Annotated in this window: 22 protein-coding genes; 6 read left to right on the top strand and 16 right to left on the bottom strand. The window is 56.5% G+C overall.

The features are described from left to right. Positions 1 to 6 precede the first annotated feature (6 nt). Positions 7 to 945, bottom strand: a complete 939-nt coding sequence (locus C1N69_RS08570; protein ID WP_128338929.1) for a LysR family transcriptional regulator — start codon at positions 943 to 945, stop codon at positions 7 to 9. A gap of 109 nt (positions 946 to 1,054) precedes the next feature. Here C1N69_RS08570 and C1N69_RS08565 point away from each other — a divergent pair, with 109 nt between their 5' ends. After that, complete coding sequence (locus tag C1N69_RS08565) at positions 1,055 to 2,269, top strand: MFS transporter (RefSeq protein WP_045284999.1); 1,215 nt, start codon at positions 1,055 to 1,057, stop codon at positions 2,267 to 2,269. 75 nt (positions 2,270 to 2,344) lie between these two features. Here C1N69_RS08565 and flgL read toward each other — a convergent pair whose 3' ends face one another. The 11 genes from flgL to flgB all read right to left on the bottom strand — a co-directional run bounded on the left by flgL (position 2,345) and on the right by flgB (position 12,241). Then, positions 2,345 to 3,298 (bottom strand): flagellar hook-associated protein FlgL, encoded by a 954-nt coding sequence (gene flgL, locus C1N69_RS08560; RefSeq protein WP_025755822.1) that lies wholly within the window; start codon positions 3,296 to 3,298, stop codon positions 2,345 to 2,347. 14 nt (positions 3,299 to 3,312) lie between these two features. After that, a complete protein-coding gene (flgK, locus tag C1N69_RS08555) occupies positions 3,313 to 4,953 on the bottom strand; it encodes a flagellar hook-associated protein FlgK (RefSeq protein ID WP_025755823.1) in 1,641 nt (546 codons plus the stop codon). A 75-nt stretch (positions 4,954 to 5,028) separates the two neighbouring features. Continuing rightward, positions 5,029 to 5,982 (bottom strand): flagellar assembly peptidoglycan hydrolase FlgJ, encoded by a 954-nt coding sequence (gene flgJ / locus C1N69_RS08550; protein ID WP_045285001.1) that lies wholly within the window; start codon positions 5,980 to 5,982, stop codon positions 5,029 to 5,031. Then, positions 5,982 to 7,079, bottom strand: a complete 1,098-nt coding sequence (locus C1N69_RS08545; RefSeq protein WP_025755825.1) for a flagellar basal body P-ring protein FlgI — start codon at positions 7,077 to 7,079, stop codon at positions 5,982 to 5,984. Before C1N69_RS08545 ends, flgJ begins: the two co-directional genes overlap by 1 nt. Before the next feature lie 12 nt (positions 7,080 to 7,091). Beyond that, positions 7,092 to 7,790, bottom strand: a complete 699-nt coding sequence (flgH, locus tag C1N69_RS08540) for a flagellar basal body L-ring protein FlgH (protein ID WP_025755826.1) — start codon at positions 7,788 to 7,790, stop codon at positions 7,092 to 7,094. A 57-nt stretch (positions 7,791 to 7,847) separates the two neighbouring features. After that, on the bottom strand, positions 7,848 to 8,630 hold the full coding sequence (gene flgG, locus C1N69_RS08535; protein WP_008500810.1) for a flagellar basal-body rod protein FlgG: 783 nt from the start codon (positions 8,628 to 8,630) through the stop codon (positions 7,848 to 7,850). 11 nt (positions 8,631 to 8,641) lie between these two features. Further along, positions 8,642 to 9,397 (bottom strand): flagellar basal body rod protein FlgF, encoded by a 756-nt coding sequence (locus tag C1N69_RS08530; protein ID WP_025755827.1) that lies wholly within the window; start codon positions 9,395 to 9,397, stop codon positions 8,642 to 8,644. A 20-nt stretch (positions 9,398 to 9,417) separates the two neighbouring features. After that, on the bottom strand, positions 9,418 to 10,668 hold the full coding sequence (gene flgE / locus C1N69_RS08525) for a flagellar hook protein FlgE (RefSeq protein ID WP_045285003.1): 1,251 nt from the start codon (positions 10,666 to 10,668) through the stop codon (positions 9,418 to 9,420). 26 nt (positions 10,669 to 10,694) lie between these two features. Further along, complete coding sequence (gene flgD / locus C1N69_RS08520) at positions 10,695 to 11,405, bottom strand: flagellar hook assembly protein FlgD (RefSeq protein ID WP_025755829.1); 711 nt, start codon at positions 11,403 to 11,405, stop codon at positions 10,695 to 10,697. An 11-nt stretch (positions 11,406 to 11,416) separates the two neighbouring features. Beyond that, a complete protein-coding gene (gene flgC / locus C1N69_RS08515; RefSeq protein WP_025755830.1) occupies positions 11,417 to 11,821 on the bottom strand; it encodes a flagellar basal body rod protein FlgC in 405 nt (134 codons plus the stop codon). Positions 11,822 to 11,824: 3 nt separating this feature from the next. Further along, positions 11,825 to 12,241 carry a flagellar basal body rod protein FlgB gene (flgB, locus tag C1N69_RS08510; protein ID WP_025755831.1) on the bottom strand — a complete coding sequence of 139 codons (417 nt, stop codon included), beginning with the start codon at positions 12,239 to 12,241 and terminating at the stop codon, positions 11,825 to 11,827. A gap of 157 nt (positions 12,242 to 12,398) precedes the next feature. On the opposite strand from flgB, the gene flgA reads away from it, so the two are divergent. The 3 genes from flgA (at position 12,399) to flgN (ending at position 13,875) form a co-directional block, all read left to right on the top strand. Then, complete coding sequence (gene flgA / locus C1N69_RS08505; protein ID WP_059385705.1) at positions 12,399 to 13,058, top strand: flagellar basal body P-ring formation chaperone FlgA; 660 nt, start codon at positions 12,399 to 12,401, stop codon at positions 13,056 to 13,058. A gap of 93 nt (positions 13,059 to 13,151) precedes the next feature. Then, positions 13,152 to 13,445 carry a flagellar biosynthesis anti-sigma factor FlgM gene (gene flgM / locus C1N69_RS08500; RefSeq protein ID WP_045285005.1) on the top strand — a complete coding sequence of 98 codons (294 nt, stop codon included), beginning with the start codon at positions 13,152 to 13,154 and terminating at the stop codon, positions 13,443 to 13,445. Positions 13,446 to 13,449: 4 nt separating this feature from the next. Continuing rightward, on the top strand, positions 13,450 to 13,875 hold the full coding sequence (gene flgN / locus C1N69_RS08495) for a flagella biosynthesis chaperone FlgN (RefSeq protein WP_025755834.1): 426 nt from the start codon (positions 13,450 to 13,452) through the stop codon (positions 13,873 to 13,875). 59 nt (positions 13,876 to 13,934) lie between these two features. Here flgN and murJ read toward each other — a convergent pair whose 3' ends face one another. From murJ to rimJ, 4 genes are all read right to left on the bottom strand, one after another. After that, complete coding sequence (murJ, locus tag C1N69_RS08490) at positions 13,935 to 15,470, bottom strand: murein biosynthesis integral membrane protein MurJ (RefSeq protein ID WP_045285006.1); 1,536 nt, start codon at positions 15,468 to 15,470, stop codon at positions 13,935 to 13,937. Positions 15,471 to 15,599: 129 nt separating this feature from the next. Beyond that, positions 15,600 to 16,523 carry a Gfo/Idh/MocA family protein gene (locus C1N69_RS08485; RefSeq protein ID WP_155030996.1) on the bottom strand — a complete coding sequence of 308 codons (924 nt, stop codon included), beginning with the start codon at positions 16,521 to 16,523 and terminating at the stop codon, positions 15,600 to 15,602. Positions 16,524 to 16,525: 2 nt separating this feature from the next. Next, the gene (locus C1N69_RS08480) at positions 16,526 to 17,176 is read right to left on the bottom strand and encodes a YceH family protein (protein WP_155030995.1); all 651 of its coding nucleotides are present in this window, start codon (positions 17,174 to 17,176) and stop codon (positions 16,526 to 16,528) included. Positions 17,177 to 17,185: 9 nt separating this feature from the next. Beyond that, complete coding sequence (rimJ, locus tag C1N69_RS08475) at positions 17,186 to 17,770, bottom strand: ribosomal protein S5-alanine N-acetyltransferase (protein ID WP_008500822.1); 585 nt, start codon at positions 17,768 to 17,770, stop codon at positions 17,186 to 17,188. A 236-nt stretch (positions 17,771 to 18,006) separates the two neighbouring features. Here rimJ and mdtH point away from each other — a divergent pair, with 236 nt between their 5' ends. Both mdtH and C1N69_RS08465 read left to right on the top strand, forming a co-directional pair. After that, on the top strand, positions 18,007 to 19,215 hold the full coding sequence (mdtH, locus tag C1N69_RS08470) for a multidrug efflux MFS transporter MdtH (protein WP_155030994.1): 1,209 nt from the start codon (positions 18,007 to 18,009) through the stop codon (positions 19,213 to 19,215). 123 nt (positions 19,216 to 19,338) lie between these two features. After that, positions 19,339 to 19,899, top strand: a complete 561-nt coding sequence (locus tag C1N69_RS08465; protein WP_025755839.1) for a lipoprotein — start codon at positions 19,339 to 19,341, stop codon at positions 19,897 to 19,899. Positions 19,900 to 19,922: the final 23 nt, after the last annotated feature.

Below are 19,922 nucleotides of genomic sequence, written 5' to 3'. Positions count from 1 at the left end.
CTTTTTTTATGGCTGCTGTACGGGCTTTCTCATCCCGGTGACCTCCGGCATGACCTGCCGCATCAGTTCCAGAAAGCGCCGCAAGCGCGCTGGATAATAACGGGACCAGGGGTATACCAGATGCACCGGTAATGCCGCCGGCTGCCACTCTGGCAGTAAATGCACCAGCCGCCCCTCCCGAATATCATCCTGTACCGTCCAGCTGGATACGACCGCAACGCCAAGCCCGGTGAGGGCCGTATTGCGCGCAACATACAGGCTGTCGGTGCTGAGGCGGGGGGTAATCGCCACTCGTGCGGTAGTGGGTGATGCCTCGTGAAAAAGCTCCACATGACGCTGGTAGAACGAGCTGATGGCTATCCAGGGGAGCTGTTGCAAATCCTCCGGGGTGTTAACCGTCGGGAAACGGGCCAGCAGTGCCGGAGAAGCCACCACCGAGCGCGGCACTTCAGCCAGCAGCACGGAGACGGTCGCCGGATCGACTTCCACGCCCACCCGAATCGCACAGTCAAGGTTGTCGCCGAGAAAATCAGCTGACCGATCGTTAAGCATCCACTCGATAGACAGCTGCGGATAACGTTGCAAAAATTCGGTTACCGGCTTCAGAAGCTGATCCTGCCCAAAGGCGTGCGGTGCCCGCACCCGCAGCACGCCTACCGGTTCATCTTCCGACTGCCCCACCTCATCTTCCAGCGCCAGCCAGCTGTCAATCACCCGACGAGCGTGTTGATAGCAGCGTTCGCCGTCATCCGTCAGCCGCGTCGTGTGGGTGGTACGCAGCAGCAGGCGCACGCCCAGCATTGTCTCAAGCGACTGTAAACGTCGGCTCACCGTGGCCTGGGTTGTTGCCAGCTGCCGTGCCGCCGCAGAGAGTGAACCCGCCTCAACAATGCGGACAAACGTCCGCATCAACTCCACCCTGTCTATACGCTCAGTTCTTTTCATTGCCTTTTGGCCTATACGCTAAACGTATAAGCGTTTTACCACCAGGCTGGCTACCCACGCAACGCCTGCTGGTGAAAAATAGCTTCACACGACGAATGAGGAACAACCTATGAACACAACTACAATGCCCCATGCTGCAAGCCGCTGGGTGATTTTCATGCTGGCCCTCGGGGCTGGCTTCAGCGTGGCATCGATCTACTACGCCCAGCCCCTTCTGCCGCTGATGGGTGCCGATCTTCATCTCACAATTGAAGGTATGGGGCTGGTTCCCACATTGACGCAGGCAGGCTACGCGCTAGGTATCCTGTTCCTGCTTCCGCTTGGCGATCGTCATGACCGCCGGACGTTAATCCTGATCAAAAGCGCGGCACTGGCCCTGTTTCTCCTCGGCTGTAGCCTGACCGGGCAGCTCCACTCTCTGCTGGTAGCAAGCCTGCTTATCGGTATGGCCGCCACCATGGCACAGGATATTGTTCCCGCCGCGGCGATCCTCGCCCCGGAAGGCAAACAGGGGAAAACTGTGGGCACGGTAATGACCGGGCTGCTGCTGGGTATCTTATTATCAAGGACCGTGAGCGGCGTGGTGGGCGAAGCGTTCGGCTGGCGCGTCATGTACCAGCTGGCGGCTGCGAGCATTGCGTTCATCGGGGTAATGATGTGGTTTGTACTTCCCCGTTTTGCCATTCACTCCACGCTGAGCTACCCCGCGCTGATGCGCTCAATGGAGCACCTGTGGCGTCGCTATCCGGCGCTGCGCCGCGCCGCGCTGGCTCAGGGTTTTCTGTCGATTGCCTTTAGCGCCTTCTGGTCTACGCTGGCAGTCATGCTGCTGGAACGTTATCACCTGGGCAGTGCCGTCGCGGGCGGTTTTGGTATTGCCGGTGCCGCCGGTGCGTTAGCGGCCCCGCTGGCAGGGGGTCTGGCGGACAAGCTGGGCGCAGGAAAAGTCACGCAGCTTGGTGCTGTTCTGGTGACGGTCTCCTTCGCCCTGATGTTCCTGATGCCCGTACTGGGTGTTCATGGGCAGTTGATGCTTATCGCCCTCTCTGCCGTCGGTTTCGATCTGGGTCTGCAGTCCAGTCTGGTCGCCCACCAGAACCTGGTCTACAGCCTTGAACCGCAGGCACGCGGTCGTCTTAATGCGCTGCTCTTCACGATGGTGTTTATCGGAATGGCGTTGGGTTCGGCGTTAGGCAGTAACATCTATTCGCTGGCTGGCTGGACGGGGGTAGTCGCTCTGGCGACCATCTGCGGCATCATTGCGCTGGTGATTCGCCTGATGGAAAGTGCACGTATCGCCTCCGCTGCGGCAGAAGCAGCATAAAAAAAATGCCCAATCCAGTCGGATTGGGCAGTAAAACATGCCCAGTTTCAAGACATGTTTCAAGAGGTCAAGATGTTATTTGTTCAGCTGGAACAGAGACATGCCCTGCATATCGCTAAACGCTTTATACGATGCCTGCAGGGCTGCCTGCTGCATGGTGTAGGAGGAGATCGCTTCGTTCCAGTCAACGTCAACCAGATCACTCATCTGCTTTGTCTGACCCAGCGCGCGGTCATCACCCAGCGTATCGAGTTTTTCCAGCTCGTTCATCTTGGTACCCACATCCGCCACGACCGTCAGGATGTTGTTCTGGGCGTTTTTAATGCCGATCTGCGTGTTGGCAATCACCTGGCTTTGCGCCGCGGCGGCTGCCGGATCGTTCTCAATCGGTGTCTTCAGCGATGCAATAGCAGAATCAAGGATTTTGAACATATTTGTTTCGCCATATCCACCGCCCGGCAGCTCTTCAGCATTGCTGGTGATGCTGTTGAAAATCTGCTGTCCGGTATGGCTGATGGCCATCGTTCGCGCCGTATCAACCTGCTGGGTAATCGCCTCAGTGCCACCGTTGTAATCGCCGGTTGCCGCATCAAAGGGTGCGCTCTCGGTTTTGTATCCCGCGAAGATAAAGCGACCGTTACCATCCGTCGTGTTGGCCAGGTTCATAAGCTGATCGCGGATCCCCTGAATATCGGTCGCCAGAGAAAGACGATCGTCATCGCTTAACGTCCCGTTCGAGGCGTAAACCAGCTTCTCGCGCACGCTGGAGATCGCGGTGTTCACCTGCGTTAACACGCTATCTTCCAGCGACACCTTTTGCGTTGCAAAGGTACGCGCTAAGGCAAACTGGCTGTTCTGGGACTGAGACTGAGACAGAACGATAGCCTGCGACGCCGCGATGGGATCGTCCGACGGACGATTAACACGCTTACCGGTGGACATCTGCTCACCGTAGCTCAGCCATCTGCTCTGGGAATCGGTGATCCCACGCATGTTCTGCTCGTACATCATCTGGGTGCTAATACGCATTTTTCACCTCAACCTTAACGAATGTTGATAATTGCATCAAAGAGCGTACTGGCAGTCTGTAACACCTGGGCATTGGCCAGGTAATACTGCTGATAACGCTGCAAATTGCCATACTCTTCGTCGAGGTTTACCCCAGAGATGGTCTGCTGCTGCTTGATTAACTGGGTTTCCACATTGGCTTTCGTCTGGCTGCTCACCTTCAGTGACGCCGTCGTGCTACCTACGGTACTGACGAGAGAGGCATACGCATCGTTGAAGGTTTTGTTGCCACCGACCACTTTGCCGTTTTGCAGATCAAGCATTTTTTGGCCATTACGGTTGTCGCTCTCACCGCCATTCTGCACCGCAGCCATGGCCAGTTTGGACTCGTCGCTGATGGCCAGATCCATGTTCATAATGACGTTGGCAACAGGCTTCACGGTAAAGCTGTCTTTGGTGTTTGCCGTGCCGCTCACATTGACCTTAAGTCCATCAAACGCCAGATTACCGCTGGCGTCCGGGCTCATCGTAAAGCTGGTTTTGTCTGATGTACGGGTGACCGTCCAGTCAGTGCCATTAAACTGCAGGGTATAATCTGTCGCCTGGACTTGTTTACTGTCCGTCACAGACGCCGTGACAACGGCGGAACCGCCGTTTTTGCTATTGGACAGCACCGCCGGAGAACCGAAGTCGAACAGCTTGCCGCCAGCATCACCGTTAGCATCAAAACCGGCTTCATGCTGGGTGTTCATCGCATCGGCAAAGGCCAGCGCCATCTGGTTCAGACTGTTACGGGCTTTATCCAGATCTTCCGCACGGAAGGTCAGTAAACCGCCTAAAGAGCCGTTGGTGATAAACTTTTCCGGGATCTCAATATTCCCGGCCACGTCATCGACATAGGCGATGGTGGTACGCGCCGGATCGGCGCTGGACTTCACGGCCGCCAGCTGGCTCGCTTTGCTCCCCTGCACCAGGGTATACCCGTTGCCGAGAGAGATATTAAACGTACCGCTATCCTGTACGGAGACTTCCACGCCCACGATTTTGTTGAGCTCAGTCACGAGCTGGTCGCGCTGGTCAAGCAGGTCGTTAGGGGACGCGCCCGCGCCTACGCCGGTCAGACGAGAAATCTGATCGTTCAGATTGGCAATCTGTGCCGCGTAGTTGTTGATCTGTGAAACGCTGCTCGAGATGGCGGTATTTACCTGCGCATCCTGGTCGCGGAGATACTGATCGTTGGTTTTGAACTGATTCACCAGACCGCCCGCTTTACCCAGCACCGTCTGACGTGCCGCCGGGTCTTCCGCGTTGCTCACCAGCGTTTGCAGGCTCTTGAAGAAGTCCTGCAACGTGGTGGAGAGCGAGTTGGTCGTATCGGAGAGCACATCGTCGATTTTTGACATCTGCTGATAGCGCGTCGTCAGCCCGCTGCTTTGCGTCTGTGCGGCGCGCAGCTGGTTGGTAATGAAAGCGTCATACTCACGCTGGACACCGGAGACATAAACCCCGTTACCCACCCAGCCACCGCCGGTCAGCGTGCTGTTAGATGCGCCCAGCACCGTGGTCTGGCGGGTATAGCCGGCCACGTTATAGCTTGAAATATTATTACTGACGGTATTGAGTGCCGCCTGTGCAGCACTGAGGCCACTCATGGCGCTGTTAATCAAACTGGACATGGGGGTTCCTTTTATACGTTCAGACACAAGTCCTGATGAAGGTTATCGGCAACCTCCACCGGGACTTGAGAACTTTCAGAACAGATTTTCAATATCTGTGCTATAGGCTTTGCTGACCTTCTCGCCCATGGATTTCAGCTGCTGGATCATGCTGGTGAGCTTACGGGCATAGTTCGGATCGGTCGCGTAGCCGGCGTTTTGTAAGGCCTGCGCCCCCTGCTCCGCCGTCGCCGCCTGCGTCACAGCGGTATAGCGCGGATTTCGGCTCAGCAGCCCCACGTAATCGGACAAGGCTTCCAGATACGAGCTGTAGACGCGGAATTTTGCTTTGACCTTCACCGCGGCGCCGTTCTCGTATTCGGTAGTCGTGATCTCCGTTGTCGGCCCCTTCCAGCTGGCGGTGGCTTTGACACCAAAGATATTGAAGCTTGGGTCGCCGTTTTCCTTACGGATCTGGCGCTGTCCCCAGCCCGACTCCAGCGCAGCCTGAGCCAGAATCAGGTGATGCGGCACGCCGCTCTGTTCACTGGCAAGACGCGCAGGCAGCGAAAGCTGCGCCAGGAAGTCTTTGCTGTCACCGGAGAGCGGCTCATCATTACTGCTCGTGGCTTTGGGTATGGCCTTGCGCACCATTTGCGTCAGGGCCTGGTTCTGATAGCTGGTCACCGTTTGCAGGTCGAACTTCATCGGTACCTGCTGCGGCTGCTCTTCAGGCTGAATGCCCTGCGCGGCTTCGGTCTGTTTCACAATCATGTCAGCCAGACCGAGGCCTTTACCGGCGGTCATCTGCTGCGCAATCTGCTGGTCATACATGCTGGTGTACAGACGCGTTGAATCACTGCTGAACATCCCGTCTTTCGGCAGGGTTTCACGCATGCTTTTCAGCATCATCTGGACAAACATCCCTTCCACCTGGCGGGCGACCGGGCGGATATTCGCCGCCGGGTCTTTTCCTGCTTTGGTTTTCAGTTCGTTAAGCGACTGGGCATCCCAGGCGGCACTGGTCAACAGTTTGCTATCGGTCAGCATCAGATGATTTCCAGTTTGGCGCGCAGGCAGCCCGCGCTTTGCATGGATTGCAGGATGGACATCAGATCCATCGGCGTTGCCCCCAGGGCGTTCAGGGCGCGTACCACGCTGTTCAGGTTGGCGCTGGAGCGAACGCTCTGCAGCGATCCACCGCTCTGACGCATATCAATCTGCGTTTGCGGTGTTACCACCGTCTGACCACCGCCAAATGGCGTATCAGGCTGGCTGACGTTTGCCGAGCGGTTGACCGTCACAGAGAGGTTACCCTGGGCAACAGCGCAACTGTCCAGCGACACTTCCCGGTTCATCACCACCGAGCCCGTACGAGAGTTGATGATCACCTTCGCATCCTGTACCGGAACGTTGACTTCCATATTCTGGATATCGGCCAGCATGCGCACCTGGTTGCTGTTGCCCGTAGAGGTACGGATCTGCACGGTACGCGCATCGAGAGCCGTTGCATTGCCGTAACCGCGGTTGCGGTTGATGGTATCGGCAATTTGCTGTGCCATCGTGAAGTCTTCATTATTAAGCTGCAGGTTGATGGTGTTGCCCGACCCGAACTGGGTTGGCAATTCACGCTCAATGATCGCACCGTTGGTGATACGCCCACCGTTCAGCTGGTTCACCTGCACGCTGCTTCCGCCTGCGGATGCCCCTGCACCGCCGACGAGAATATTGCCCTGCGCGAGCGCATAGACCTGGCTGTCAACACCCTTCAACGGGGTCATCAGCAGCGTACCGCCGCGCAGGCTTTTGGCGTTACCCATGGAGGAGACGACCACGTCAATGGTCTGCCCCTGACGCGCAAACGCCGGGTAGGAGGCGGTGACCATCACCGCGGCCACGTTTTTCAGCTGCATGTTGGTTCCCGCCGGCACGGTAATGCCGAGCTGGGAAAGCATATTGTTCAGGCTTTGGGTGGTGAATGGCGTTTGGGTTGTCTGGTCACCGGTACCATCCAGACCGACCACCAGGCCATAGCCAATCAGCGAGTTTTCGCGCACGCCCTGGACGCTGGTGAGATCGCGAATACGGTCAGCCTGGGCAAACGTAGCCACCAGCGCCAGCGCCACGGCGAAGATCGATTTAAACATGGGTCACCTCGCTTACATTGGCGATAAGTTAAGGAAGAAGCGCTGCAGCCAACCCATATTTTGCGCTTCATTGATATAGCCGTTACCGACGTACTCAATGCGCGCATCGGCCACCTGAGTGGACGGAACGGTGTTGCTGCCGCTGATGGTGCGAGGGTTAACCACGCCTGAGAAACGAATGAATTCAGTGCCCTGGTTAATGGCGATCTGTTTTTCACCCACAACGTGTAAGTTGCCGTTAACCAGCACCTGGTCAACCGTGACCGTCAGCGTGCCGCTGAAGGTGTTGCTGGCGTTCGCGCCACCTTTACCGTTAAAGGTATTGCCGCCAGAGGCATCGACATCTGCTCGCGCGTTGCCGAACAGTCCCTGCAGGTAGCGTGGGACAGTATCGAAGCCAAAATTGGTTTTGCCATCGCGGCTGGCATTCGCCGACGAGCTCTTGCTCGCGCTGACGTTTTCCTGCAGCACAATGGTCAGGGTATCGCCGACGTTACGCGGGCGGCGATCTTCAAACAGCGGCTGATAACCGTAATTAATCGGCTGCGCGGTCTGGAAAATAGAGCCGTTGACAACTGGCGCGGGGCCAGGAACGGGTTGGGCAGTCGTCGCACCCTGGACCAATGGTTTAGACGGGATCCAGGCACATCCGCTAAGGGAGACGGCCAGAACAGTCAGAATCGGATAACGAAACGCCGCGTTTTTTTGCATTGCCTTCATCTTCGAAAACAGGGAGCCGGTGCGGCGTTTACCGCACCGGGCTTCACCTTAGAGTTGCGTCAGTTTCTGCAGCATCTGGTCGGTCGTCGACACTGCTTTACTGTTAATTTCATACGCGCGCTGGACCTGGATCATATTCACCAGCTCTTCCGCCACGTTCACGTTGGACGTTTCTACATAGCCCTGGTAGAGCAGGCCCGCGCCGTTCAGACCAGGCGTGCTCTCATTCGGCGTACCGGAGGATTGCGTTTCGGTGTAGAGGTTCTCACCAATGCTTTCCAGGCCGGTATCGTTCATGAAGGTGGTCAGGTTGAGTTGTCCCACTTGAACAGGCGCGGCCTGTCCCTGCTGGGTCACGCTGACCACGCCGTCACGGCCGATGGTGATGCTCAGGGCGTTTGCCGGGATGGTAATCGCAGGCTGAACCTGGAAACCGCCCGCCGTGACCAACTGACCGTTCTGATCGACCTGGAACGAGCCGTCGCGAGTATAGGCAGAGGTCCCGTCAGGCAGCTGTACCTGGAAGAAGCCCTGGCCTTTGATCGCCACATCTTTACTGTTGTTGGTCTGAGACAGGTTGCCCTGGCTGTGCAGACGCTCGGTGGCCACTGGACGAACACCGGTACCGATCTGCAGACCCGATGGCAGCGTCGTCTGTTCAGAAGACTGCGCGCCCGGCTGGCGGATGGTTTGATAAAGCAAATCTTCGAAAACGGCGCGCTGACGCTTGAAACCATTGGTGCTCACGTTTGCCAGGTTGTTGGCAATCACGTCCATATTGGTTTGCTGGGCGTCGAGGCCAGTTTTCGCGATCCATAAAGAACTGATCATAAGGAGTCCTGTTAACTCATAGCCAGAAGTTGGTTAGCCTTGCCCGCGTTTTCATCCACGCTGCTGATGATTTTCATCTGCATTTCAAAACGACGGGCGCTGGCGATCATGTCGGTCATGGCCTCAACCGGCTTGACGTTACTGCCTTCCAGAACGCCGGACATCACGCGGATGCTCGGGTCGGCCTGTAACGTGGCACCCCGCGTCGCCTGCGCCGCCTGGGTCAGACGGAACATGCCGTCGTCGCCACGCTGCACCTCTTTGCCTTCCGCTTTAACCAGTTTCAGACGTCCGACAGGTGCAACGGTATTGGCCGGATCGCCCGGGTTCAGCGCCGAAATGGTGCCGTCCGCGGCGATGGTCAGCTCAGAACCTTCCGGCACGGTCAGCGGACCCGCTTCCCCCATCACCGGATGCCCCTGAATCGTCAACTGCCCCGTCGCGCTCACCTGGATATTCCCGTTACGGGTATAGCCTTCGCCGCCGTCCGCCGTTTGCACCGCCAGCCAGCCGTCCTGCTGCAGGGCAACGTCCAGCGGGCGCGAGGTGTAGTCCATCTGCCCTGGCGTCATATCGGCGCCAGGAGTAGAGGCCGTGACCAGCGTACGGGTCGGCAGAGACAATCCTTCCACCGGCACCGCGCGCAGCGCATTGAGCTGCGCGCGAAAGCCCGGCGTAGAGGCGTTTGCCAGGTTGCTGGCGGTAACAGCCTGCTGATTGAGCGTCTGACTTGCCGCGCCCATCGCGGTATATATTGCGTGATCCATTGCGCTTTCCTGTTAGCCGCTTAACGCAGGTTAACCAGCGTGTTGAGGATCTGGTCCTGGGTTTTGATGGTCTGCGCGTTCGACTGATAGTTACGCTGCGCGACAATCATGTTCACCAGTTCTTTACTCATATCCACGTTGGATGCTTCCAGCGCGCCGTTGGTCAGCTTGCCGAAGTTACCGGTGCCTGCCGTACCCAGCAGCGCCACACCGGAGGACTGGGTAGCCGACCAGACGTTATCGCCTTCAGATTTCAGACCTTCGTTGTTGGCGAAGTTAGCCAGCACGATCTGACCCAGAACCTGAGTCTGTTCATTGGAGTAGTTACCGACCACGGTGCCATCGTCGTTGATCTGATAGCTCACCAGGTCACCCGGCTTGTAGCCGTTCTGATTGGTTGCCACCACGCTGTTGGCGCCGGTGTTCTGCTGCATGGAGTTCTGGAAACTCAGGGAGAAGGTCGCCGCCGTCGCCCCGCCGACAGAGCCGGTGGTGATGTTAATGGCCGGCGTGGTGTTTGGCGTTGCGCTCAGTACACCCGCAGCGTTGTAGTTGTAAACGCCCGCCAGGTTACCGTTGGCATCGAAGTTCATCTGCGCCGCTTTCGTCGCGGTAGAACCCGCTACGCTGCCGTCCTGCGTGTAAAGATCCCATTTGTTGTTGGCTGTCTTCACGTAGTAGACATACATGTTATGGGCGTTACCCTGGCTGTCGAAGACGGTCACGGTCCCTTTTTTGTTATAGGTATCCGGGTTGGTCGCATCGAACGGGGCAGTTTGCACAGGATCGGTGGAGTTGAGGTTGATCTGCTGTGAGGCGGTGGTGGTGGCTTTCGCCGACATCAGCGTATTCGGAATGGTGATAGCCTGAGGGTTCGCACCTGTCTGAATCGTCGGTGGGGTACCCGCTGCCGGGTAGCCTGTCACCTGCATGCCCTGCATGTTGACCAGCGTACGGTTTTCGTCCAGCTTGAACTGACCGTTACGGCTGTAGAACACTGAACCGTTGGAATCAACCATACGGAAGAAACCGTTTTGGCTGATAGCAACGTCCAGACCACGACCGGTGTTGGTGGTAGTACCGTCGGTAAAGTCCTGAGTGATGCCCGCCACTTTAACGCCCAGGCCTACTTTAGAACCGGCAAACATATCTGCAAAGGAAGCAGAACCGGATTTAAAACCATAGGTCGCGGAGTTGGCGATGTTGTTGCCAATGACATCCAGGTTGGTGGCCGCAGCATTCAGGCCGCTGACCGCTTGAGAAAAGGCCATGACTTACTCCTGATAAGTGTTAAGGCTTAGATAATCTGCCGAACTTCGTCGAGTGTGGTGGTACCAGAGGTACCCAAATCCAGTTTGTTGCCGTCGCTCCCCTTAATCACGCCCTGGACCAGCGCGAACTGCAGCGGCTGCGCCACCAGCTGGGTTGTCCCTTTGCTGGCGCTGATTGCCACTTTGTAGGAACCGTTTGGCGCTTTGGTGCCGTCGGTGAGGGTGCCATCCCAGGTAAAGGTGTGAACGCCCGCCTTCAGTTCACCAATGTCGATGGTGCGAACCACGGCACCGGTTGCGTCGGTGATCGTCGCGGTCACCTTGTCAGCCGGCTGCTGCAGCTCAACGCCAAACGGCGTTGTCGTCGTTGTGGCGTTGCCATCGGTGGTGCTGGTGCCCGCCAGAATCGTGGTTCCCGGGATCATCACCCCATGACCAATCAGGCTTGCCGCCTGCAGAGACTGGGCGCTGTTAATCTGTCCGGAGACGGAACCAAGGGTTGTGTTGAGTTTCTCAATGCCGCTCACGGTACTGATCTGCGCAAGCTGCGTGGTCAGTTCGTTGTTCTGCATTGGGTTAGTAGGATCCTGGTTCTTCAGCTGAGCCACCAGCAGCGTCAGAAAGCTGCCCTGAAGATCGGCGGCGTTACTCCCCGTCAGGGAGTTAGAACCTGTCGAACTTTTGGTGTTACTGACACCCGAGTTCGTAGGATCATTCACATTTACGGCGATGGACATGCATGTCTCCTTTACTGGCCGAGAGTGAGTGTTTTGAGCATCATGCTCTTCACGGTATTAAGCACTTCGACGTTGGCCTGGTAGCTACGGGAAGCCGACATGGAGTTCACCATCTCACCCACCACATCCACGTTGGGCATTTTCACGTATCCGTTGGCATCCGCGAGCGGGTTACCTGGCTCATATACCAGCCTGTCCGGGGCCTGGCTCTCGACCACATCAGCAACCTTCACGCCGCCCGTCGCCGCGCCTGGCGCAGCATCGACCTGAAAGACAACCTGTTTGGCACGATAAGGTTGTCCGTCAGGTCCGGTTACGCTGTCCGCATTCGCCAGGTTACTGGCGGCCACGTTCAGACGTTTGGACTGAGCGGTTAACGCCGAGCCGGCGATATCAAAAATATTCAGCAACGCCATCTATCAGTTACCCCCCTGCAGGACGTTCATCATGCCTTTGATTTGTCCGCCGAGTACGGTCAGGCCCGTCTGGTATTTCAGGCTGTTATCGGCAAACTGCGTGCGCTCCCGGTCCATATCCACGGTGTTACCGTCGAGTGAAGGCTGATCGGGGATGCGATAAAGTAAATCGGTCGTTGGCGCGGTCATCGCCTGAGCAGGAATATGGCGAGAGGAAGTCATGGCGAGTGCAACACCCGTTCCTTCGGCACGTCCACGCTCCATCACCTTTTTGAGTTCACTGGAAAAATCAATATCGCGCGCCTGATACCCCGGGGTATCGGCGTTAGCGATGTTGGCGGCTAAAATCTCCTGCCGCTGGGCGCGTAAATTGAGCGCTTCCTGCTGAAAACGTAACGCGGCGTCGAGTTTATCGAGCATGTCTCCTCCGCTGATGGCAAAATTTCAGTTCACAGCTTAAATCTCACCCGGTCTCCCCTATCGACGGAATAAGCGCAAAATGCGTCGCTATTTATTCCGTTGATGCAAAACCACTGCAGGTAGAATTTGTTCAACTCTGGAAACGGTGGAACTGACGATGCAAACGTTAAAACGTGGTCTGGTGGCGACTCTCTTGCTCTTAAGCCCCCTGGTGCAGGCTGACGGTCTGCAGGATCGGCTCACGGCTTTTTTTGCGGAAAAACTGGCAGGCTTTAGTGATGACGTCACCGTCAGCGTGCGCACGCCACCGAATCTGTACCCGACGTGTGACCAGCCGTCATTCAGCGTGGTGGGGTTCACAAAGCTGTGGGGAAATGTGAACGTACTGGCACGTTGCGCCAACGAAAAACGCTATTTACAGGTTGCAGTTCAGGCGACGGGCAATTATGTTGTTGCCGCCGTGCCCATTGCGCGCGGCAGCGTACTGCAAACAAACAGCGTGACGCTGAAACGTGGCCGTCTCGATCAACTGCCACCACGAACCATGCTGGATATTAACCAGGCACAGGACGCCGTCAGCCTGCGCGACGTCGCCCCGGGTCAGCCGATACAGATCTCGATGCTGCGTCAGGCATGGCGGGTCAAAGCCGGTCAACAGGTCATGGTCGTGGCCAACGGAGATGGCTTTCGTATCAACAGTGAAGGGAAAGCGTTGAACAATGCCGCGGTAGCGCAAAACGCCCGCGTCAGAATGTCCTCAGGCCAGGTGGTTAGCGGAACCGTCGATTCTGATGGGAATATTCTGATTAACCTATAATCTTTTTAAAGATTTCGCTGCGCGTGCCGATAAATATTCAACTAATGATGATGTCAGGCGCAAACGCCGCGAACCCTCGATGAGGACAACACTATGAGCATTGATCGTACATCAGCCCTGAAGCCGGTAAGCGCTGTACAACCTCGCGAAACGAATGACGCGTCCCCTCAGAAGACGCGTCTGGAAAAACCGTCAACCTCCAACAGCACCAGCGTAACCCTGAGCGATGCGCAGGCAAAACTGATGCAGCCAGGCAGCAACGACATCAATATGGAACGTGTTGAAGCGCTGAAAACGGCTATTCGTAACGGTGAACTGAAAATGGACACCAGCAAAATCGCTGATGCCCTGATTCAGGAAGCACAGAGTTTCTTACAGAGTAACTAACCGTATGAGTCGACTGTCAGAAATACTGGATCAAATGACGGTTGTCCTGAACGACCTGAAAACGGTAATGGACGCTGAGCAACAGCATCTCTCTTCCGGTCACATCAACGGCAGCGCGTTGCAGCGTATTACTGAAGATAAAAGCTCGCTTCTGGCGACGCTGGATTATCTGGAGCAACAACGCCGCGCTGAGCAAGATCCTAAGCGCAGCGCCAATGACGATATTGTTGAGCGCTGGCAGACCATTACAGAAAAAACCCAGCATCTGCGCGATCTTAATCAGCATAACGGCTGGCTGCTGGAAGGTCAGATTGAGCGTAACCAGCAGGCGCTTGAGGTGCTGAAACCGCATAAAGAGACCGGATTGTACGGTGCGGATGGTCAGACGGCGACGGCGCGTATTGCGGGTGTTAAAAAGATTTCGATTTGAAGCATAAGCGACAAATCATGCAATGGGGAGCACCCTAAGGTGAACTCCCCTTTTGGCGTTTATGCCGTACGGCGGGCAAACTCTTTCACTTTGAAACCCAACACGGCGAGTGTGGCAAAGTAAGCCACCACCCCAACGCCAACCACGGCCATCAACCGCATCAGACGGTAAGGCATGGTGCCCAGGGACCACTCCGGCATGATAGACATCATGCCCAGTAACGCAGCAGACATCACCAGTACCGCAACGATCAGACGCACGAGGAAACTCGCCCAGCCTGGCTGCGGCGTGAAAATATCCTGCTTGCGCAGCTGCCAGTACAACAACCCGGCATTCAGACAGGCTGCCAGACCAATCGATAATGACAGACCTGCATGCTTCAGGGGACCAATAAACGCCAGGTTCATCAGCTGCGTCATGATCAGCGTCACGATGGCAATTTTCACCGGCGTTTTGATGTCCTGACGCGAATAGAAGCCCGGCGCCAGTACCTTGACGACGATAAGCCCCATCAATCCGACCGAATAGGCAATCAGTGCCCGCTGGGTCATGGCGGCGTCAAACGCGGTGAATTTCCCGTACTGGAAGAGCGACACCGTGAGCGGTTTGGCCAGAATACCCAGCGCCACTGCGCTTGGCAGGGCCAGCAGGAAACAGAGGCGTAACCCCCAGTCCATCAGGCGGCAGTATTCATCATGATTACCGCTGGCAAAACTCTTCGACAGCGACGGCAGAAGAATTGTCCCCAGCGCCACGCCCAGCACTCCGGACGGAAACTCCATCAGCCGGTCCGCGTAGTACATCCAGGAAACCGAGCCGGAGACCAGGAAAGAGGCAAAAATGGTGTTGATGATAAGCGAGATCTGGCTGACGGAGACGCCAAGAATGGCGGGCCCCATTTGCTTAATGACGCGCATCGCCCCGGCATCTTTAAGATTGATGCGCGGCAGCACCAGCATGCCAATTTTTTTCAGATGCGGCAGCTGATACGCCAGCTGCAGTACGCCACCCACGGTGACCGCCCACGCCAGCGCCAGCACCGGCGGGTTGAAATGCGGCGCGGCGAACAGGGCAAAACCGATCATGCTGACATTAAGAAACGTCGGCGCAAACGCCGGAACGGAGAAGCGGTTCCAGGTGTTCAGAATCGCCCCCACCAGCGAGGCCAGCGAGATCAACAAAATATAGGGGAAGGTAATGCGCAGCAGCTGCGTGGTCAGGGCAAATTTATCGGCCGTGTCGGCAAAACCGGGTGCGGTCACCATTATCACCCAGGGCGCGGCCAGCATCCCGAGCACGGTCACCACGGCGAGGGCCAGCGTCAGCAGTCCGGAGACATACGACACAAATACGCGCGTCGCGTCTTCACCCTGTTTGCTTTTATATTCCGCCAGGATGGGAACGAACGCCTGGGAAAATGCCCCTTCAGCAAAAATACGACGCAGCAGGTTCGGCAATTTAAACGCGACGAAAAAGGCGTCCGTTGCCATCCCTGCACCAAAGACCCTTGCCACAATCGCATCACGCGCAAAACCGAGTACGCGTGAGAACATGGTCATCGAGCTGACGGCTGCCAGCGATTTTAATAAGTTCATTAACGTGAATTTCCAGAACCATACGGATGTGTAGGCCGGGTAAGCGTAAGCGCCACCCGGCAAAGCCAACAAGCGGCGCTTAGTCTAACCGGATTTCAACGAATTACTATCCGCAGATGTTACCGCGAGTTATTCACTCATGGCTTCGCGCCACAGCCGTTCCACAATGCGCTGCGCCATAATGGCCTGTTCGCCGGAGGTTTCAGGAACCGTCTGATTTTGCGCGCAGGTGATAAAGTGGCGGGCACAACCGGCGAAACCGCGCTGCTCAAGGGTACTCTGCCAGCCCGGGACCGGCTGCATCACCACGCCGCTGCCCTTCTCTTCCCGCCATTCGCGCATGTCGGTAACGTCGTACAGTGCGCCGTCGGTGACGGCCTGAACGCTCTCGCGCTGGCTGCCCGCACGACGGTGCATGCTGGTCGTTATCTGCAGATGCTCAATCGCGAAATGATGTTCGGCATAGACCATCTCACCCTGTTCGTTCGTCAGGAGCGTCCCACTTTGCAGTTGCGCCTGGCTGCCGGCGAGCCACAGCGCCGTGTCCACCACGTGCAGATAGTCATCCAGCAGCGTAAAGCGCAAATCGTTTGGCCCAATGCTGTCGGTGCGGTGTTTATCCATGCGCAGCGAAGCGAAGCTGCCGGACTGCGCCTTTAATTGCTGGTAAAGCGGGGCGAAACGGCGGTTGAAACCGACCATCAGCGTCAGGTTTTTACGCGCCGCCAGCTCAATCAGCCGTTCGGCGTCCTGTACATTTTCAGCGAGCGGTTTATCCACACAGACGTGGACGCCTGCATTAAGGAGCTCACTCACGACCTGATAATGGGTTGCCGTTGAGGTGTGAACAAACACCGCATCGCACTCGCGGGCCAGATCCAAAAGAGAGTTTGCATACGGCATGCGCCAGGTTTCGCAGATACGTTCTGCCTTTTCCCGGCTGGGTGACCATGCCCCTTGCAGGGTCCAGTCCGTCGCCGCGCCTAATACCGGAAGCCAGGCCTTTTGCGCGATGCCGCCCAGCCCCACCACGCCTATACGTAATTTTTTCACTATTAATCTCCCAGATGAGCCAGCAAGGCATCCAGACGCTGTTTCAGTCCTGCGACCTCGTCTTCCAGCGCCGCCACGCGGGCAGCCAAATCGTCGTCACCCACAGTGATATCGGGGATAATCGATTTATCTGAAATATCAATTTCACCACTGAAGAGATGCATATAGCGGCTTTCACGTTTACCCGGCTCGCGTGCCAGACGCACCACGTAAGGGCCGTCTTCACGTGAAGCCAGCCCTTCCAGAACCTGTTCAACTTCCTGCATATCCGCGAACTCATGCATACGGGAGGCACGCGTGCGCAGTTCACCCGGCGTTTGCGCCCCGCGCAGCAGCAGCGTGGTGATGACCGCCACTTCCGCACTGCTCAGCTTCAGGTCGCCAAATTCAGAGTTACAAAAGCGCTGTTCGTATTTGGTCACGCGGTTACCAAAACCGCTGACGGTGCGCAGATAATGGCGTTTTACCAGCGCATCCAGCACGTCCTGAACCTCATGCTCGCTGAGGTTCACGACCGGCTCGCGGTTCGTCTTCTGGTTGCAGGCCATGGTCACGGCGTTGACGGAGAGCGGATACTGCTCCGGGGTGGTGACCTGTTTTTCGAGCAAGCACCCAATCACGCGCGCTTCTGTAGCGTTTAGCTGATACTTCATCTTTTCTCCTTAACGACCTGCAGTCCAGTCCCGGGTGGTTAATGCCGTCAGAACGTGGTCGCGCCACTCTCCGTCTATCAGCAGATAGTCTTTGGCATAGCCTTCTTTCTCGAACCCTAACCGCGCCAGCAAATTCCCGCTGCGCTGATTATGCGGCATGTAGTTCGCCATAATGCGATGGATATGTTGCGTGCGTTGCATATAGCGGATAGCCACCGTCAGCGCCTCGTACATCAGCCCCTGCCCCTGCCATTTCTGGCCAATGGAGTAGCCAAGGTAACAGGCGTGGAACGATCCCCGCACCACGTTTGAAAAATTGGCGATCCCGATAATCTCTTTCTCTTCAGGATCCAGCAGGGCGAAATAAAACGCGCTGCCCTGCTTGTGAAATTCGGTGATCATGCTGAGGCGCGCCTGCCAGCCGGAAGGGTAACAATGACTCTCATCCCGAACGGGTTCCCAGGGTTTTAAAAACTGGCGATTCTCGGCGTAATAATCCGCCAGACGCCAGGCATCACGCTCATGCACCAGACGAACGACCAGCCTGTCCGTTGTCAGACGCACTTTTGGCACATTACTGCGATAGCCAAACATCGATACCACTCCTTCCCGTCACTTCTGCTTACCCATTAGCTTTACTATACCTGCGCCGCTGCCGTCTGTGAAAACAGTGACATACCATTTTGCCTCCTTTTCCTCTTTTTCGATGAGAACTCTCTATCAAAGCGCGCTTTTGATAAAAAAATATTGTCACGCCCAGGGGTGGGCAAAAACGCAGCGACACCGCAGAATGTTAGCGTGCTCACCATCTTATTTTCCCTGGAGGGAAAATGTCCCGCGTATCACAGGCCAGGAGCCTGGGTAAATATTTCCTGCTGGTCGATAACATGCTCGTCGTGCTCGGCTTTTTTGTCGTATTCCCCCTCATCTCAATTCGCTTCGTCGATCAAATGGGCTGGGCAGCGCTGATGGTCGGCATCGCGCTGGGGTTACGCCAGTTTGTGCAGCAAGGTCTCGGCGTCTTTGGCGGTGCCATCGCTGACCGTTTTGGCGCTAAACCAATGATCGTGACCGGCATGCTGCTCCGCGCGGCAGGTTTTGCCACGATGGCCATCGCCCACGAGCCCTGGCTGCTTTGGTTCTCCTGCTTCCTCTCCGGTATCGGGGGGACCCTGTTCGATCCGCCGCGCACCGCGTTGGTGGTGAAGCTCATTCGTCCGCTGCACCGCGGTCGTTTTTTCTCAATTCTGATGATGCAGGACAGTGCCGGAGCGGTTGTCGGCGCACTGCTGGGAAGCTGGCTTCTGCAGTATGACTTCCGTCTGGTCTGCGCGGCGGGTGCGGTGCTCTTTGTTCTGTGCGCGCTGTTTAATGGCCTGTTCCTGCCAGCGTGGAAGCTGTCGACGGTCAAAGCGCCGGTCCGGGAAGGGCTGGGGCGCGTCCTGCATGACAAACGCTTTGTCACCTATGTGTTGACCCTGACGGGGTATTACATGCTTGCCGTGCAGGTGATGCTGATGCTGCCGATCATGGTGAACGACATTGCGGGCACCCCTGCTGCCGTTAAATGGATGTACGCCATTGAAGCCGCGCTTTCTCTGACGCTGCTCTATCCCATTGCCCGCTGGAGCGAACGGCGTTTTCGTCTGGAACATCGCCTGATGGCCGGGCTGTTCCTGATGACGCTGAGCATGATGCCTATTGGCCTGGTGAACTCGCTTCAGCAGTTGTTTACACTGATTTGCACGTTCTATATCGGCTCCATCATCGCCGAACCTGCCCGTGAAACGCTGAGCGCCTCGCTCGCGGATGCGCGCGCACGCGGCAGCTATATGGGGTTCAGCCGCCTGGGATTGGCCCTTGGCGGCGCGTTGGGATACACCGGCGGCGGCTGGCTGTTTGATGCCGGCAAAGCGTTACAGCAACCTGAGCTTCCCTGGATGATGCTCGGCGTGGTGGGCTTTATGACGCTCCTTGCCCTGTGGTGGCAGTTCAGCCAGAAACGCAGCGCGAGCGGCATGCTCGAACCCGGCGCGTAGCCTTTCCCTCGGGCGGGAGCCCTTCCCGCCCCATTTCTCAGTTTTTTCTGCTGGTTTCTGCCATTTCACACTGACATACTGGCGTAACAGGACAGAAGCGCCGATTTTTCGTTGAGGAACACTATGAAGAAGATTGTCTTTGCTGCTGCATTCATTGTCAGCGGTCTGCTGGTTGGCTGTAACCAGCTCACGCAATATACCGTCAGTGAACAGGAAATTAATCAGGCGCTGGAAAAACATAATAATTTTTCTAAAGACATTGGCGTGCCGGGGCTTGCGGACGCGCATATCGTGCTCTCGAATCTGACCAGTCAGATCGGACGTGAAGAGCCAAACAAAGTCACCCTGTCAGGAGATGCGGACCTCGACATGTCATCCCTTTTTGGCAATCAGAAAGCCAACATCAAGCTCAAGCTGAAGGCACTGCCCGTTTTCAACAAGGAGAAAGGGGCGATTTTCCTGCAGGAGATGGAAGTCGTCGATGCGAAGGTTTCCCCGGACAAGATGGCACCGGTTCTGCAAACCCTGATGCCTTATCTGAATCAGTCACTGCGTAATTACTTTAACCAGCAGCCCGCGTATGTCTTAAGTGAAGACAAAAGCAAAGGGGAAGCCCTGGCGAAAAAATATGCTAAAGGCATAGAGGTGAAGCCAGGAGAAATTATTATTCCTTTCACCGATTAACCTGAAGGGGCGCTGCGGCGCCC

This window comes from Enterobacter sichuanensis (genome assembly GCF_009036245.1).
GTDB lineage: Bacteria > Pseudomonadota > Gammaproteobacteria > Enterobacterales > Enterobacteriaceae > Enterobacter > Enterobacter sichuanensis.
This window is presented reverse-complemented; position numbering and strand designations above follow the sequence as displayed.